The sequence below is a fragment of the Microvirga thermotolerans genome, assembly GCF_009363855.1.
Lineage (GTDB): Bacteria > Pseudomonadota > Alphaproteobacteria > Rhizobiales > Beijerinckiaceae > Microvirga > Microvirga thermotolerans.
Map to the genome: position 1 here is coordinate 893443 of NZ_CP045423.1, position 14706 is coordinate 908148.

The following is a 14706-nucleotide window of genomic DNA, read 5'->3' on the forward strand; positions in this document are numbered from 1 at the left end:
CCCGATTCAGGGAGGTTGCTTTGAGAAGACCAGGGCGCATATCGGCGCTATACAAGGCGGAGAACCAGCACGTGCGCAAATACTTCGGAACGGACGGCATCCGCGGCCGCGCCAACGGGGTCATCACGCCGGATCTCGCCCTCAAGGTGGGACAGGCGGCGGGCCTCATGTTCCAGCGGGGGGACTACCGGCACCGGGTCATCATCGGCAAGGATACCCGCCTGTCCGGCTACATGATCGAGAACGCCCTTGTGGCGGGCTTCACCTCCGTGGGGATGGACGTGCTCCTCCTCGGGCCGATGCCGACCCCGGCGGTCGCCATGCTGACGCGGTCCATGCGCTGCGACCTCGGCGTCATGATCTCCGCCTCCCACAACCCTTACGAGGACAACGGGATCAAGCTCTTCGGCCCGGACGGGTTCAAGCTCAACGACGACGTGGAGCGCGAGATCGAGAGCCTGATCGATTCCGACCTTTCGCTCCGCCTCGCCGGCTCCTCCCTGCTCGGCCGCGCCAAGCGCATCGAGAGCGCGGATGCCCGCTACATCGAATTCGCCAAGCGCACCCTGCCGCGCCAGCTCGACCTCGAGGGCATGCGCGTCGTGATCGACTGCGCCAACGGCGCCGGCTACAAGGTCGCTCCCGAGGCGCTGTGGGAGCTTGGCGCCGAGGTCATGTCCATCGGCGTCGAGCCCAACGGCTTCAACATCAATCACGAGGTCGGCTCCACCGCGCCCGACGCCCTCGTCCACAAGGTGCGCGAGCTGCGGGCGGACGTGGGCATCGCCCTCGACGGGGATGCCGACCGCGTGCTGATCGTCGACGAGAAGGGCCACAAGGTCGACGGCGACCAGCTCATGGCCGTCGTGGCCCGCTCCTGGCAGGAGGACGGACGCCTGTCGCAGGGCGGCATCGTCGCGACCGTCATGTCCAACCTGGGCCTCGAGCGCTTCCTCGGCGAACTGGGCCTGAGCCTCGTGCGCACCGCGGTGGGCGACCGCTACGTGCTGGAGCACATGCGCGCCCACGGCTTCAACCTCGGCGGCGAGCAGTCCGGCCACATCATCATGTCGGACTACACCACGACGGGCGACGGCCTCATCGCCGCGCTCCAGCTGCTCGCCGTGGTGAAGCGGCTCGACCGCCCGGTCTCCGAGGTCTGCCACTGCTTCGAGCCCCTGCCGCAGATCCTCAAGAACGTGCGCTACAAGTCCGGGCAGCCCCTGCAGTCCGAAACCGTGGTCAAGGCCATCGAGGCCGGGCGCGAGCGCCTGGGCGCCCGGGGCCGCCTCGTCATCCGGCCCTCCGGCACGGAGCCGGTCATCCGCGTCATGGCGGAGGGCGACGACAGCGACCTCATCGCCCGGGTGGTGGACGACGTGGTCGACGCGGTGAGCCGCGCCGCGAGCCAGACCCTCGCCGACGCGCCGGTCAAGGGCGCGGCGTAGGATCGCTCTGCCGCCGTCCCGGCGCCTCAGGCGGCCGCCGGGGCGACACCGCTCGATCCGATCCCTTCTGTTAAGGTTAATCGGCGCTTAACCACTCCGCCTTAGGGTTGCATCCGCGGTCCTGCCGGACCGGTTTCGGATGGTTCTTCGCGGAGGTTCCCGATTGCGCCGGATTGCGTTTGTCCTGGCGGGCCTGGCCCTGTGTCTCGGTGCGCCGCCCGCCCGGGCCGTCGACCTGCCGCCCGCCCCGGTGCTCGACGATTCCGACGAGAGCGACGGCGCCGGCTGGTACCTGCGCGGGGATATCGGACTCGACGAGCCGGTGCTGCGTCACGGACGCGATGCCGGAACGGCCGACGTGCCGCCCCTGGCCAAGGCGAGGCTCGACCGGGAGACCGCTCTCGGGGCGGGCATCGGCTACCGGCTGGCCTCCTGGCTCAGGGCCGACCTGACCGTCGACCACCGCTTCGGCGGGCCCTATGAAGGCCGCCGCTTCGGCGTGTCAAGCCTCGCTTTCGACCGGGCGGACTTCCAGGCCACGACCGTTCTCGTCAACGCCTATCTCGACCTGCCGCTGTGGAGCGGCGTCACGCCCTATCTCGGAGCGGGCATCGGGATCGGCCGCAACCGGTTCGACGATGCGGCGCGGTTGGCGGGGGCGGAGGCGGTTCCCCTGCCGTCGGGCACCAGGACCGCTCTCGCCTGGGCGCTCACGGGTGGCGTCGCCATCGACCTGGCAGATCGGCTCAAGCTGGATCTCGCCTACCGCTACACGCATCTGGGCGGGGCCCGTACCGACCTCGAAGGAGCGCAGCCGCCGCTCCGCGCGCGGAGCATCGGCACGCAGGAGCTCCGCCTCGGCCTGCGCTACGCATTCCAGTAGAGCGGCAGAACCTCGGACGTGACCGCGAACTCACGACCGATGCTCCCAGTTTCCGATCTCGAGCATCTTGTCGCGCAAAGCCGGTTCCCACTTTCGCGCGCGATGCTCCAGCCGGCGGTCATTCCGCCGGATGTGCGGGCGGGCGGTGCTCGGTCGGGCCGCCCAGCTCCTCTCCGTGCGGACGCAGGCCGGTCTGGGCACGCAGGGTCTCGATCAGGTCGCTCACGTAGGTGGCGGGCCTGGTATAGCCGCCGATGAGAAGGTAGATCGACGGCACCACGAGAACCGTCAGGAGCGTCGAGAGGGTGACGCCGCCGACGATCACGGAGCCGATGGCGTTGCGGGCCTCGGCGCCAGCGCCGGAGGACCAGGCGAGGGGGATGGCGCCGCCGATCATGGCGATCGACGTCATCAGGATCGGGCGCAGGCGCAGCACGGACGCCTCGACCACCGCGTCCCGCACCGTATAGCCGCGCTCGCGCAGCTGGTTCGAGAACTCGACGATGAGGATGCCGTTCTTCGTCATGAGGCCGATGAGCAGGATCATGCCGATCTGGCTGTAGATGTTGAGGGACTGACCCGTCAGCGCCAGCGCCGCCAGCCCGCCGGTGACGGCCAGCGGCACGGTGAGCATGATGATGAACGGGTTGATCCAGCTCTCGAACTGGGCCGCCAGCACCAGGAAGACCACGAGCAGCGCCATGCCGAACGTGACGTAGATCGCGTTGGAGGATTCGCGGAAGTCTTTCGACTGGCCGGTGTAGCCGATCCGCGCCTCCGCGGGCAGGTTTTCCTGCACGATCCGTTCGAGGGCGTCGAGGCCCTCGCCGATCGACACGCCGGGGCGAAGGGACGACTGGATCGTGATGGAGCGCAGCCGGTCGAAGCGGTTGAGCGTCTGCGGCGCCGCGGTCTCGGCGAGGGTCACGAAGGAGGAGAGGGGCACGAGATCGCCGTTCGCGGCGCGGATGAAGGTGTTGGTCAGGTCGTTCGGCGTCGCCCTGTCCTCGGGGCGGCCGCGGATGATGACCCCGTATTCCTCGCCGCGGCTGACGAAGGTCGAGATCTCGGTCTCGCCGAACATCAGCTCCAGGGTGCGGCCGATATCCTCCACCGAAACGCCGAGGTCGGCGGCGCGGGCGCGGTCGATGCGCACGCGGATGTCGGGCTGCGACTCCTTGTAGTTGGAATCCATGTTGACGAAGAGCCCGGTCTCCTGGGCCTTCTGCATCACGATGTCCCGCCACTGCCGCAGGGTGTCGTAGTCGGGCCCGCCGAGCACGAACTGGATCGGCTGCGACAGGCCGCGCTGGCCGAGGGAGCCCGGGTTGATGGGGAAGGCGCGGGCGCCGGGGAAGTTGGAGACCTTGCCGAACAGCTCCTGGGTCAGCTGCTGCTGCTTCATGGTGCGCTTGTCCCAGGGGACGAGGCGCACGATGATGATGCCGGAATTGACCGGCGAGGGCCGCGCGAAGCCGGGCGCGACCTGGCTCGTGATCGAGGCGACGATGCCCTTGTCCCGGTAGGGGATGATCTGCCGCTCGACCTCCTTCACCCGCTCGCGGGTGTAGTCGAGGCTCGCGCCCTCGGGCGCGCTGATCTGCACGATGATCGCACCCCGGTCCTCGGTCGGCGCGAACTCCTGCGGAATCATCTGGAACAGGCCGTAAGCCGCGAAGGACACGGCGACACCCATGGCGAGGATCACCAGCGGCGCGTTGAGGGCCTTCGAGAGGAGGCGGCGGTAGGCGTTGTTCATGCCCGTGAAGAACGGCTCCGTCATCGTCTGGATGCGGCCGTGGGCCGGCACCATCAGCTTGGAGCAGAGCATGGGCGTGAGCGTCCGGGCCACCACGCCGGAGAAGAAGATCGCCGCGGCGAGGGTGATGGCGAACTCGCGGAACAGCTTGCCGGTGTTGCCGGTCATGAAGGCCAGCGGCACGAACACGGCCATGAGCGTCGCCGTGGTGGCGATCACCGCGAACCCGATCTCCCGCGCTCCGTCGAAGGAGGCGAGGAGCGGCGGCTGCCCCTCCTCGATGCGCCGGTGGACGTTCTCGATCTCCACGATGGCGTCGTCCACCACGATGCCGATGGCGAGCACGATGGCGAGCAGCGTCAGCACGTTCACCGAGGCGTTGAAGTAGCTCATCACCATGAAGGCGGCGATGATGGAGACGGGAATCGCCACCATGGCGACGATGGTGGACCGCCAGTCGCGCAGGAACAGCAGGATCACCAGGACGACGAGGATGAGGCCCTCCACCAGCGTGCGCAGCACGCCGTTGATCGACGCGCTGATGAACTGGCTCTCGTCGTAGGACACCTCCGCCGCGGTTCCTGGCGGCAGGGACTCGTTCAGCTTGGCGAGCTCCGCGCGCACGTCGTTGGCCACGGAGAGCGTGTTGGCGGTGGACTGGCGCACGATGCCAATGCCGACGGCGGTCTTGCCCGAGTCGTAGAACTCGAAGCGCGTGTCCTGCGCGCCCACCTCGACCTTCGCCACCTCGCCGAGACGGACGAGGTGGCCGTTCTTGTTGGAGACGATGACCTGCTCGAAGTCGCGCGGAGAGGCGAGGCGGGAATCGGTCTTCACCGTGAACTCGCGCTGAAGGGATTCGATGCGCCCGCCCGGCAGCTCCACGTTCTGCTTCTTGATGGCGCTCTCCAGGTCCTGGACCGTGAGGTTGCGGGCGGCGAGCGCCGCCCGGTCGACCCAGATCCGCATGGCATAGCGCCGCTCGCCGGCGAGGTAGACGTTGGCGACGCCCGGAACCGTGGAGAGCCGGTCCACGTAGACGCGCTTGAGGAAGTCGCTCAGCTCCAGCGCGTCGTAGGTGGTGGAGGTGACGCTGATCCACATGATCGCGGAGGCGTTGTCGTCCACCTTGCGGATGACCGGCTGATCGACTCCGTCGGGCAGGCGCCCCACGACCCGGAACACCGCGTCGCGCACGTCGGAGGTCGCGCCTTCCGGATCCCGCGACACGTCGAACTCGATGGAGACGGAGGAGCGCTCGTTCTGGCTCTGCGAGTTGATCTGCCGGATGCCCTCGATGCCGGCGACGGCGCCTTCGATCACCTCCGTCACGCGGCTTTCGATCACCTCGTTGGACGCGCCGCGATAGATCGTCGAGACGGACACGACGGGCCGGTCGACGCTCGGATATTCCCGCACCGGCAGGTTGATGAGCGAGGCGAGGCCGCCCACGACCAGCAGCAGGCTGACCACGACGGCGAAGACGGGACGGCGGATGAAGAGGTCGGAAACCTGCATGGCCCTATCGAGTCCGGCTGATGTCGGGATGGCCTGAGCGGGAAGCCTCCTTCACGCCCGCCGCCCCGGACAGAAATGGCATCGTCGTTCCCTCAGTTGCGCTCCGCGGCCGCGGCGGTGCCGATGGCCTGCGGGAGGTTGAGCGAGCTGCGCGAGGGCTGCTCCCGATTTCCGGGAGGCGGCTGCTGCGGCTGGGGCGCCGGCGCGGAGCCGGCGGGCCGTGCGACGACCTCCTGGCCGGGGCGCACGCGCTGGACGCCGAGCACGACGATGGTCTCGCCCGCCCTGAGGCCGTCGACGATCTCCACCTTCCCGTTCTGGCGCTGTCCGATGGTGACGATGCGGCGCTCGACCTTGCCGTCCTTCACCGGATAGACGAGCTGGCGCAGGCCCTCGCTGACGATGGCCTCCTCTGGCACGATCACCGCGTCGTCCTTCGTCGTCACCTCCAGGGTGACGGACAGGAACATGCCGGGCTTGAGCGCCTCGTCCGGGTTGTCGAAATCCGCGGTCAGGCGCACGGTCCGCGTGGTCGGGTCGACCCGGGTGTCGATGGTCGAGACCGCGCCCTTGAAGATCCGACCCTTGTAGGCCGGGGAGGTGGCGTTCACCGCCTGGCCGGGCTTGAGGCGTCCGAGGAGGTTCTCCGGCACGGCGAAGTCGAGCCTCACCCTGGACAGGTCGTCGAGGGTCGTGATGCGGGTGCCGGGAGAGATGAAGGCGCCGAGGGACACCGCGCGGGTGCCGACCCGGCCCGCGAAGGGGGCGCGGATCGTCAGGTCCTCGAGGCGCGCTTCCGCGGCCTTGCGCTGGGCCTGGGCGGAGGCGATGGCGCCTTCGAGGGACTTCACCTGGGCGGTCAGGTCCTCCACCTGGGCGCCCGTTCCGGCGCCGGTGCGGTTGAGCGCCTGGGCACGCTCCAGCTTGATCGCCACCTCGTTCCGCTGCGCGATGGCGCGGTTCGTCTCCGCGATGGCCTGCTCGATCTCGGCCTTGCGCTCCGCCGCGTCGAGCTGCACGAGCATGTTGCCGGCCTTGACCTTCTGGCCCTCCTCGAAGCCGATCTCGGCGATCACGCCGGCGATCTTCGCGGTCACGGTGATGGATTCATAGGCGCGGACGGTGCCCACCGACTCGCGGGTCTCGACGATCCGTCCCGTCCCGACCGTGCTCACCTCGACGGTGGGCGGGCCCGGGGGGCCGCCGCGTCCGCCCCGCCCGGACCGGGCCGCAGGGTCCTCCGCCTTCGCGAAATAGGCGCCGACGAGCGGCGCCTTCGCGAGATGGCCGCCCTGATAGGCGTACCAGCCGCCAAACCCTGCTGCCCCCAGCACGGCAATGACGGCGAGCTGACGGGACACACGCATGCTCGCTCCTGTGACGGTTTTTCTGGCGGAGTTCCTAGCACATTACGGGCCAAGCCCCGCCACCATAGCGCAGGGCACACGGAATTTTGTATTACGATTTCGTAATCTGCCGCTCTCCGAAAGTCTCGCTCCCATCGGCTCCGATCCAAGGAGGCTTGATAGTGTCCATGTTATGTTCCGACAATACATGGATGTTTCGGAGTGTCGGAATTGCCTTATGACTTTTCCCATTCGCAGATGCGGGAATTGCCGGGCGCCCGCGAGGCCTTCGCGGCCGCTCAGCTGGAGCTGGGATCCCTCCGGATATCCCTGGCCTTGAGGCGGTTCAACCCGGCCCAGCCGCACGTCCCCGCCGGCCATCCGGATGGCGGACAGCGGACCGATGGGGGCGGTTCCGCCCCTGTCGAGCCCGTGTCCCCGCGCCCGGGAGGGGGCGGGGCACGCGTCATCCGTGGCCGGACTTACGAGACGACGCCGGCGCAGGAAGTGCGCCTCGACGTGTCGGCGGCACATGCCCGCGCGCTCGTGCGGGAGGTGCAGAGACACGATCCCAACTGGCGCCCGAGGCCGAGCATCTACGAAGGAGTCGAGGGCGAGATCCTGGCGAACGAATCCGCAGCCTTACAGGCGGCCTTACAGGCGGCAGCGCGGCTGAGGGAACTGGGCAGGCCAGAGCCTGTCCGGGGACCGATGGAGGAAATCCTCATGCCCAACGGGCAGCATGTCGGGATGCGGTACAGGGGCATGGACGAAACAACACGTACGGTGACTCCGCTGAAATTCAACGAGCTGCTGGAAGCTCTTACACCGGGCTCGCAAATGGTCCGGTCGCCTGTGGGATATAGCGGCCTTTAGTGCCGGCGTCCGGACGGGTCCGTCTTTGGAGTGAGACGGAGCGAGGACCATGGCATCACGATTGATGTCATTCAGAACAATCATCCCGATGTTGTTAATGGATAAAGGTGCACCAGAAATGACAACGGAAGAACCTAAACACCTCAGGTATGGCCGTCCCATGAGCGAATGGATCAAGATGGTGGCCAACGAACTTCCCGTCGACGCGGTCGGGATGTGGCGGATCGTGCCGGGTGGCCGCATTGGCTTCGGCCTCGAAGGCGAGGCGCTGACCGATTATGTCCGGCGCTGCATCGCCGAGCTGCTGTCGTGCGGCGCGGTGCCGGTCGTGGGTGGCGGGCTGGAAGGCGAGCACGAGTGGATCGCGCAGCCGCAATACGGTTCGACACCGGACGAGATCGTCGAGAACGTGGTGCGCGAATGGCTCGCCAACGGCGCCAGGGACGAGGATCCCGGCGGCCTGTGGTTCGCCCGGCGGGAGCGGGCCTGGTTCCCGCCTTCCTGAGACGTGTCGTCCGGAGGGACGTCGCCGAATTGTCTTGACTGGCCGGGGCCGCTCCCGCATACCTGTCGGCGGGACACCTCTCCCCAACGAGAGGCGCCCATCTGCAAGGATGGAACGACATGACAGATCTCCCCGCCGCGCGTCCTCGCGCGCCCTTCTTTTCGTCCGGCCCCTGCGCGAAGCGCCCCGGATGGTCCCTCCACAACCTGAAGACCGACGCCCTCGGCCGCTCGCACCGCGCCAAGGTCGGCAAGGCGCGCCTGAAGCGGGCCATCGACCTCACCCGCGAGGTGCTCGAGGTCCCTGCGGATTATCGCATCGGCATCGTTCCCGCCTCCGACACGGGCGCGGTGGAGATGGCCCTGTGGTCGCTGCTCGGCGCCCGGCCCGTGGACATGCTGGCCTGGGAGAGCTTCGGCGAGGGCTGGGTCACCGACGTGGTCAAGCAGCTCAAGCTGGACGATGCCCGCATCATCACCGCGCCCTACGGCGAGCTGCCGGATCTTTCGCAGGTCGACACCAGGACCCGCGACGTGGTCTTCACCTGGAACGGCACCACCTCCGGCGTGCGCGTGCCCGATGCGGAGTGGATCGCCGCGGACCGCGAGGGGCTCACCATCTGCGACGCCACCTCGGCGGCCTTCGCGCAGAGGCTCGATTTCGCCAAGCTCGACGTGGTCACCTTCTCCTGGCAGAAGGTGCTCGGCGGCGAGGCGGCCCACGGCATGCTCATCCTCTCGCCGCGCGCGGTCGAGCGGCTCGAAACCTACAAGCCCGCCTGGCCCCTGCCGAAGATCTTCCGCATGACCAAGGGCGGCAAGCTCATCGAGGGCATCTTCGAGGGCGAGACCATCAACACCCCGTCCATGCTCTGCGTCGAGGACTACATCGACGCGCTCGAATGGGCGAAGGGCATCGGCGGCCTGAGCGGCCTCGTCGCCAAGGCCGACGCCAATGCGAAGGTGATCCACGACTGGGCCGCCCGCACGCCCTGGATCGCCAACCTCGCCAGGGATCCCGCGACCGCCTCCAACACCAGCGTCTGCCTCGTCGTCGCCGATCCGGACGTGGTCGCCAAGGGCGCCGAGGCCGTGGCGCAGGTCGCCAAGGGCATCGCCGCCACCCTCGACAAGGAAGGCGTCGCCTTCGACATCGGCGCCTATCGCGACGCGCCTCCCGGCCTACGCATCTGGTGCGGCGCGACGGTGGAGGCCCCGGACCTTCAGGCCCTGACGCCCTGGCTCGACTGGGCCTTCGCGCAGGAAAAGGCGAAGCTCGCGAAAGCGGCTTGATTTCATGCGCCATCCCGGACGCGGCCATGTCGCGATCCGGGGGCGCTCCCACCCCCCTGGACTCCCATCACGGTCCCGGCGCGCGCCGCGCTTGGCCGGGTCGACGCTACAGACACAGGTGCACCATGCCCGCTCCCCGCGTCCTCATTTCCGACGCCCTCTCGCCCGCCGCCGTGCAGATCTTCAAGGATCGCGGCATCGACGTGGATTTCCAGCCCGATCTCGGCAAGGACAAGGACAGGCTTGCCGCCGCGATCGGCGGCTACGACGGCCTCGCCATCCGTTCCGCCACCAAGGTCACGGCGAAGATCCTGGAGAAGGCGGCGAAGCTCAAGGTGATCGGCCGCGCCGGCATCGGCGTCGACAATGTCGAGATTCCCGCCGCCACGGCGAAGGGCGTCATCGTCATGAACACGCCCTTCGGGAACTCCATCACCACCGCCGAGCACGCCATCGCCATGATGTTCGCGCTCGCGCGACAGATCCCGCAGGCGGACGCCTCGACCCAGGCCGGCAAGTGGGAGAAGAACCGCTTCATGGGCGTCGAGCTGACCGGCAAGGTGCTCGGCGTCATCGGCTGCGGCAACATCGGCTCCATCGTCGCGGACCGGGCCCTCGGCCTGCGCATGAAGGTCATCGCCTACGATCCCTTCCTGTCGCCGGAGCGCGCCGTCGAGATCGGCGTCGAGAAAGTGGAGCTCGACGAGCTGCTGCGCCGGGCCGACATCATCACCCTGCACGTGCCGATGACGGAGAAGACCAGGAACATCCTCTCGGCCGACGCCCTCAACAAGACCAAGAAGGGCGTGCGCATCGTCAACTGCGCCCGCGGCGGGCTGGTGGACGAGGTGGCGCTGCGCGCCGCCCTCGACAGCGGCCATGTGGCGGGAGCGGCCTTCGACGTGTTCTCGGAGGAGCCCGCCACCGCAAACCCGCTCTTCGGCCATCCCAACGTGGTCTGCACCCCCCATCTCGGCGCGGCCACCACGGAGGCGCAGGAGAACGTGGCGCTGCAGATCGCGGAGCAGATGTCCGACTACCTGCTCCAGGGTGCGATCCAGAACGCGGTGAACTTCCCCTCCATCACCGCCGAGGAGGCGCCGCGCCTCAAGCCCTTCGTGGCGCTCGCCGAGAAGCTCGGCTCGTTCCTGGGCCAGCTCACGGAAGCCCCCATCAAGGGCGTCCGCATCGAATACGAAGGCGACGTGGCGGAGATGAACACCCGCGCCCTCACTTCGGCCGCCGTCACCGGCGTGCTGCGCCCCTTCCTGCAGGACATCAACATGGTGTCGGCGCCTATCGTCGCCCGCGAGCGCGGCATCACGGTCGAGGAGGTCAAGCGCGAGAACGCCGCGCGCGACTACGAGAGCTTCATCCGCATCGTGGTGGAGGCGGAGGACATGGTGCGCCACGCGGGCGGCACCGTGTTCCAGGACGGCAAGCCGCGCGTCACGGAGATCCGCGACATCGCGGTGGATGCGGAGTTCGCGCCGAACATGATCTACGTCCGCAACGCCGACAAGCCCGGCTTCATCGGCCGCTTCGGCACGCTGCTCGGCGAGTCCGGCGTCAATGTCGCGACCTTCGCCCTCGGCCGCGACAAGCCGGGCGGCGACGCCATCTGCTTCGTCTCCGTGGACCAGCCCGTCTCCGACGAGCTCCTGCGCAGGATCGAAGAGATCCCGCAGGTCAAGCGCGCCCGCGCCGTGCGGTTCTGAAACCGCTCCGTCATTCCGGGACGGCGCGGAGTGCTGGGCCCGGAATGACGGCGTTGCGCCTATGCCCGCCGCTCCGCGAGCCAGATGCCGCCGAGCACGAGGACGAGGCCGAGCGCGTGATAGAACGCAAAGGGCTCTCCCAGGAGAAGCACGGCGAGGAGGGCCCCGAAGACCGGGACGAGATTCACGAACAGGCCCGCCCGGGCCGGGCCGATCAGCTCCACGCCGCGGATGAAGAAGACCTGCGCCAGGAGCGAGGGCAGGAAGGCCACGTAGGCCAGCACCGCCCACCCTTTGAGGGTCGGCCATTGCGCGCTGCCGCGGACGATCTCGACGGCGAGGAGCGGCAGCGACGTCAGAAAGGCCACGAGGGCGAGCGCCGTGAAGAACACGAGGCCCGTCACCGGCGGCCGGTGCCGCAGCCCCAGGGTGTAGCCCGCGTAGAACAGGCAGGCGATCAGCATCCACACGTCGCCGACGTTGAGCGCCAGGGTCCGCAGGATTTCGAAATCCGCCTTGACCGAGACGATCACGACGCCGGCGACGGTCACGATCATGCCGAGCACCTGCAGGGGCAGGACCGGGGCGCGGAAGAACAGGACCGTGCCCAGGAGCACCAGGACGGGAATGGCGCCCTGGAAGATCGTGAGGTTGACGGCGCTGGTGTGGTGGGCCGCGGCGTAGAACAGGGCGTTGAAGGCCGTGAAGCCGAAGGCGCCCATCAGGGTCACGAAGAGCCAGCGGCGCCGGATCGGCGGCCATTCGGCCGCGAGCCGGCGGCCCAGAAGGGGGAGCATCGTGCAGACCACCAGAACCCACCGGAGGCAGGTGAGCACCATGGGCGAGATCTCGCCCACCGCGAGGCGCCCCGCGATGGCGTTCCCGCCCCAGAACAGGGTAGTCGCGACCAGGAGCAGGTAGGCCTGTCCGAAGAAACCCTTCCAGATCGCATGCAGGAATTTCATGGGCCGGCGCTCTCCGGACGCTTGCCGCCGCGCGCCGTTCGGATAAACCGGCGCGGAAGGAGGCTTCGTGAGGTCATGGGCTTAAGATTTCTGGTGGTCGAGGGCAATACGCGGGGCGCAAGGCAGGCCCACAAGGACGTCTATGGACTCATGCCCTCGGAGTCCTATGCTGCCGTGTTGCAGGACATCGAGCCCGACGCGGTCTGCGACCTGGCCTTCCCGGCCGACGAGGGGGCCAACCTGCCCGACGCGGCCGGTCTGGAGTCCTACGACGGCATCGTCCTGACCGGCTCCCACCTCAACATCTACGACCGCACGCCCGACATCCTGCGCCAGATCGACCTCATGCGGGCGATCTATGCCTCCGGCACCCCCAGCTTCGGATCCTGCTGGGGGCTCCAGGTGGCGGCCGTGGCCGCCGACGGGGACGTCAGGCCCAATCCCTCGGGCCGCGAGATCGGCTTCGCCCGGCGGCTGGCGCGGACCGAGGCCGGGCAGGGGCATGCCCTGCTCGCGGGGCGGCCGGCGGTGTACGACGCGCCGGCCATCCATCTCGACATGGTCACGGTGCCGCCGCCGGGCTGCACCGTCCTCGCCTCCAACGGAGTGTCCTTCGTGCAGGCGGCGGAGATCGCCGCGGGCGGCGGGACCTTCTGGGGCGTGCAGTACCATCCCGAGTTCAGCCTCGAGGAACTGGCCGTCATCCTCGACCGGCGCACCGCCATCCTCCTCGACGAAGGCTTCTGCCGCACGGCGGAGGATGCCGCCGCCTATGTCGCCGACCTCAGGACCCTTCACGCGCAGCCGGACCGTTCCGACCTGGCCTGGCGGCACGGGCTCGATGCGGAGGTGCTCGATCCCGAGCGCCGCACCCGCGAGATCCGCAACTTCGTCGCCCACCGGGTCAAGCCCGCGAAGAGCGCCCGCGGACGGGCCTGAAAGGGCCGGAAGGGAACGGCGGGCCCTATTCCGGCTTGACCTCGCGGCCCCGATCCATCATGAGGGTTTGCAAGGTTTTTCCCACCCCGAACCCTGGCCTTGCGCCGGGGTTTTTTCATGTGAGGCTTGAGAGCGATGGCGAACGTGGTTGTCGTGGGCGCCCAGTGGGGCGACGAGGGCAAGGGCAAGATCGTCGACTGGCTGTCCGAGCAGGCCGACGTGGTCGTGCGTTTCCAGGGCGGCCACAATGCCGGCCATACCCTCGTGATCGGCGACAAGGTCTACAAGCTCTCGCTGCTGCCCTCGGGTGTCGTGCGCCCCAACAAGCTGTCGGTGATCGGCAACGGCGTGGTGCTCGACCCGCACGCCCTCGCCGCCGAGGTGGAGCGCCTGGCCGAGCAGGGCGTCGCCATCACCCGCGACAACCTGCGCATCGCCGAGAACGCGACCCTGATCCTGTCCATCCATCGCGAGCTCGACGCCCTGCGCGAGAGCGGCAGCGCCGGGACCAAGATCGGCACCACCAAGCGGGGCATCGGTCCGGCCTACGAGGACAAGGCGGGCCGCCGGGCGATCCGCCTCATGGACCTCGCCGATCTCCGCTCCCTACCGGAGAAGATCGACCGGCTGCTCACGCACCACAACGCGCTGCGCCGGGGCTTCGGCCTGCCGGAATTCGAGCCCAGGGCGATCTTCGAGGAGCTCGCCTCCGTCGCCGACAAGGTCCTGCCCTACATGGACGCCGTGTGGCGGCTGCTGGACGAGGAGCGCCGGGCCGGCAAGCGCATCCTGTTCGAGGGCGCGCAGGGGGCGCTCCTCGACGTGGACCACGGCACCTATCCCTTCGTCACCTCCTCCAACACGGTGGCGGGCCAGGCGGCGACGGGTTCCGGCCTGGGTCCGGGCGCCGTCGGCTATGTGCTCGGCATTGCCAAGGCCTACACGACCCGGGTGGGCGAGGGCCCCTTCCCGACGGAGCTCTTCGACGAGACCGGCGAGCTCATCGGCCAGAAGGGCAAGGAGTTCGGCGTGGTGACGGGCCGCAAGCGCCGCTGCGGCTGGTTCGACGCGACGCTGGTGCGGCAGACCGTCCGCACCTCGGGCATCGACGGCATCGCGCTCACCAAGCTCGACATCCTCGACGGGTTCGAGACCATCAGGATCGGCGTCGGCTATCGCCTGGACGGGGAGACCATCGACTACTTCCCGGCGAGCCAGGGCGCGCAGGCGCGCGTGGAGCCGATCTACGAGGAGATGGAGGGGTGGAGCGGCTCCACCGCGGGCGCGCGCTCCTGGGCGGAGCTGCCGGCCCAGGCCATCAAGTACGTCCGCCGCATCGAGGAGCTGATCGGCGCGCCCGTGGCGGTTCTCTCGACCTCGCCGGAACGGGACGACACAATCCTCATGAAGAACCCCTTTGAGGGTTGACGACGGGCGCGCTCCGGGCCATTCCGAGG

The 14706-nt window shown here is 68.6% G+C and carries 11 protein-coding genes; 8 read left to right on the plus strand and 3 right to left on the minus strand.

Translation table 11 applies throughout. The features are described 5' to 3' along the window. The first annotated feature begins 71 nt into the window (after positions 1 to 71). Both glmM and GDR74_RS04190 read left to right on the plus strand, forming a co-directional pair. Positions 72 to 1448, plus strand: a complete 1377-nt coding sequence (gene glmM, locus GDR74_RS04185; protein ID WP_152585125.1) for a phosphoglucosamine mutase — start codon at positions 72 to 74, stop codon at positions 1446 to 1448. A gap of 163 nt (positions 1449 to 1611) precedes the next feature. Beyond that, on the plus strand, positions 1612 to 2331 hold the full coding sequence (locus GDR74_RS04190) for an outer membrane protein (RefSeq protein ID WP_194164621.1): 720 nt from the start codon (positions 1612 to 1614) through the stop codon (positions 2329 to 2331). Between the two features lie 118 nt (positions 2332 to 2449). Here GDR74_RS04190 and GDR74_RS04195 read toward each other — a convergent pair whose 3' ends face one another. Next, positions 2450 to 5608: an efflux RND transporter permease subunit gene (locus GDR74_RS04195; RefSeq protein WP_152585127.1), complete on the minus strand. Its 3159-nt coding sequence runs from the start codon at positions 5606 to 5608 to the stop codon at positions 2450 to 2452. 92 nt (positions 5609 to 5700) lie between these two features. Beyond that, positions 5701 to 6975 (minus strand): efflux RND transporter periplasmic adaptor subunit, encoded by a 1275-nt coding sequence (locus GDR74_RS04200; protein ID WP_152585128.1) that lies wholly within the window; start codon positions 6973 to 6975, stop codon positions 5701 to 5703. 201 nt (positions 6976 to 7176) lie between these two features. Here GDR74_RS04200 and GDR74_RS04205 point away from each other — a divergent pair, with 201 nt between their 5' ends. The 4 genes from GDR74_RS04205 to serA all read left to right on the plus strand — a co-directional run bounded on the left by GDR74_RS04205 (position 7177) and on the right by serA (position 11345). Beyond that, positions 7177 to 7830 carry a hypothetical protein gene (locus GDR74_RS04205; RefSeq protein ID WP_246179843.1) on the plus strand — a complete coding sequence of 218 codons (654 nt, stop codon included), beginning with the start codon at positions 7177 to 7179 and terminating at the stop codon, positions 7828 to 7830. 160 nt (positions 7831 to 7990) lie between these two features. Then, positions 7991 to 8335 (plus strand): hypothetical protein, encoded by a 345-nt coding sequence (locus GDR74_RS04210; protein WP_246179844.1) that lies wholly within the window; start codon positions 7991 to 7993, stop codon positions 8333 to 8335. Between the two features lie 119 nt (positions 8336 to 8454). Then, positions 8455 to 9627 (plus strand): phosphoserine transaminase, encoded by a 1173-nt coding sequence (locus GDR74_RS04215; RefSeq protein ID WP_152585130.1) that lies wholly within the window; start codon positions 8455 to 8457, stop codon positions 9625 to 9627. 125 nt (positions 9628 to 9752) lie between these two features. Further along, positions 9753 to 11345 carry a phosphoglycerate dehydrogenase gene (gene serA, locus GDR74_RS04220; RefSeq protein WP_152585131.1) on the plus strand — a complete coding sequence of 531 codons (1593 nt, stop codon included), beginning with the start codon at positions 9753 to 9755 and terminating at the stop codon, positions 11343 to 11345. Positions 11346 to 11404: 59 nt separating this feature from the next. On the opposite strand, the gene GDR74_RS04225 is transcribed toward serA, so the two are convergent. Continuing rightward, positions 11405 to 12310, minus strand: a complete 906-nt coding sequence (locus GDR74_RS04225) for a DMT family transporter (RefSeq protein WP_152585132.1) — start codon at positions 12308 to 12310, stop codon at positions 11405 to 11407. 75 nt (positions 12311 to 12385) lie between these two features. Here GDR74_RS04225 and GDR74_RS04230 point away from each other — a divergent pair, with 75 nt between their 5' ends. Together GDR74_RS04230 and GDR74_RS04235 are read left to right on the plus strand one after the other, a co-directional pair. Further along, on the plus strand, positions 12386 to 13249 hold the full coding sequence (locus GDR74_RS04230) for a type 1 glutamine amidotransferase (protein WP_152585133.1): 864 nt from the start codon (positions 12386 to 12388) through the stop codon (positions 13247 to 13249). 135 nt (positions 13250 to 13384) lie between these two features. Beyond that, positions 13385 to 14677, plus strand: coding sequence for an adenylosuccinate synthase (locus tag GDR74_RS04235; protein WP_152585134.1), 1293 nt, complete (start codon positions 13385 to 13387; stop codon positions 14675 to 14677). The last annotated feature ends 29 nt before the right edge of the window (positions 14678 to 14706 follow it).